The following is a 1,999-nucleotide window of genomic DNA, read 5'->3' on the forward strand; positions in this document are numbered from 1 at the left end:
CAGAAAAGTGTTTGAGAAATAAACGTTTTACAACATTGGCTATGAGCCATAGCTTCCACTCTGCACTCAAGAATATTTACTCTATATTTAAAAAACAAAATAACAGGTTATCGCTTTGCGTAAGCCAGTTGTTTGGAAAGGCCAGGGAATGGTGATCTTGGTAAGATAACTCCTTGAATGCTCGCTTTGGCTAGCCTGGGGTCCGCTCCAAACAACTGCCACAATCCGCTACGGCGCATAGCCCTGACCGTTAGCAGCAACCTCCAATATGATTAAAATTCTTTTATTATCCTCTGCTCTGCTCTTTACATTACTCACTAATGCTCAGGAGAGTATTTTATTCCAGATAGGTTATCATCCAAATAAAATCTACAGTACTGAAATGGAAACTAATTCCGACTCAGAGATTGATTTTATCGCTAGTGAGGAGACACTTGCATTATTAAAAGGCAATGGAATGAAATTGCCACTCAAAGTGCAACAGAATACAATTATGTCTTTGACCAACTCTACCCAAAATTCTATGATAAATGGCGATACCCCTGCTATTATTGAATATGGCGATATGATTACCCAATCTACGGTAAATGGCGTAACTACTTCAGAAAAGAAACCTTATTCCGGGATGAAAATTAAGGGTGCATTCAATGATCAGGGTAGCTTTGAAATCGATACAATTATTGGCAATCAAGTTACTTCTCAAATGAGAAATATACTTCGGACTACGCTCAAAAATATACAGCAACAAGTGAAGTTTCCTGAGGTTCCAATTAGTATCGGGGATAATTTTCAAAATAATATTCCCCTTACGATCCCACTTGAAGGCATGGCACCCATACATGCCATAATTAATACCACATATCATTTACTAGAGATTAGAGATGATATCGCAATATTCGACACGCAATTAGCAATCAGTCTTGATTCATCCCAAGAACAATTTAATATAGAGGCCAGCGGATCAGGCTCAGGGTTGGCCAAATTCAATTATAAAGAGAATTATTTTTTATTGAATGAATCTGAGATGCCGATGAATATATCTGTTCAAATTCGCGAAGATCTGACCATGAAAATGAAATCTGTAACAAGAACAACTCTAAAAGTGACAATGGAATAGAGGCAGCTGCTAACATCGGCTATGAGCCATAGCTTCCCCCCTGTCCTCAAGAATATTTACTCTATATTTAAAAAAATAAATAACCAGGTTAGCGTTCTGCGATAGCCTGTTGTTTGGAAAGACCAGGGAATGGAGATCTACTGAAGATAACTCCTTGTATGATCGCCTGGGCTAACCAGGGGTCAGCTCCAAACAACTGTCTGAAATCGATACGGCGCATAGCCCTGACCGTTGTGCTTCATTTGAAAAAGGAAACCGATAAAATTAAGAGGGTTGAGATTGACGAAATAGGTCAACTACTGATTTTTCCAGAGACCTTGAAATTTCCGATGGTCTATAGAACGGCTACCGAAGTGCATTGGGACCCGGAATGTAAATGTCTCTACTCGCCACGACCAAGTGAATGGACGTATTTCGATTGGTATAATCACATTCTTGAAGTGGTGCAAAATGAAGGAAACTACAAACTCAAACTGACTGACAGAACTGAATGGAAAAACATTCCCAAAGAATTGAAAACTGAAATTATGAAAGAAAGAAAAACGAAGCACAACAACGGCTATGAGCCATAGCTTCCCTCCTGCACTCAAGAATATTTACTCTATATTTAATAATTAAATATCCAGGTTAGCGTTTTGCGATAGCCAGTTGTTTGGAAAGACCAGGGAATGGTAATCTTCGGAAAATAACTCATTGTAGATTAACTGGGCTTGCCTAAGGTTAGTTCCACACAACTGCCAAAATCCGCTACGGCGCATAGCCCAGACGGTTGTAATGCATTTAAATCGAACAAATTTTGCTTGACAAACTAGTGCTAAAAGATTCGATCAAATTCAATGGATCTCAATCTGAACTGAAAGAATTGATTCGTTTCAATAAGGA

Annotated in this window: 2 protein-coding genes; both read left to right on the plus strand. The window is 38.7% G+C overall.

Features of this window, described 5'->3' with window-relative positions; all coding sequences use genetic code 11:
• Positions 1-268: 268 nt before the first annotated feature.
• Positions 269-1,117, plus strand: a complete 849-nt coding sequence (locus CLV82_RS14640; protein ID WP_133645110.1) for a hypothetical protein — start codon at positions 269-271, stop codon at positions 1,115-1,117.
• Between the two features lie 158 nt (positions 1,118-1,275).
• Entirely contained in the window at positions 1,276-1,689 is a 414-nt protein-coding gene (locus CLV82_RS14645; RefSeq protein WP_133645111.1) for a hypothetical protein, read from the plus strand.
• The last annotated feature ends 310 nt before the right edge of the window (positions 1,690-1,999 follow it).

The organism is Zeaxanthinibacter enoshimensis, assembly GCF_004362865.1.
Classification (GTDB): domain Bacteria; phylum Bacteroidota; class Bacteroidia; order Flavobacteriales; family Flavobacteriaceae; genus Zeaxanthinibacter; species Zeaxanthinibacter enoshimensis.

Coding starts and splice junctions, on each gene's coding strand:
- CLV82_RS14645 (WP_133645111.1), top strand. CDS start 1,276: ATGATCGCCTGGGCTAACCAGGGGTCAGCTCCAAACAACTGTCTGAAA.
- CLV82_RS14640 (WP_133645110.1), top strand. CDS start 269: ATGATTAAAATTCTTTTATTATCCTCTGCTCTGCTCTTTACATTACTC.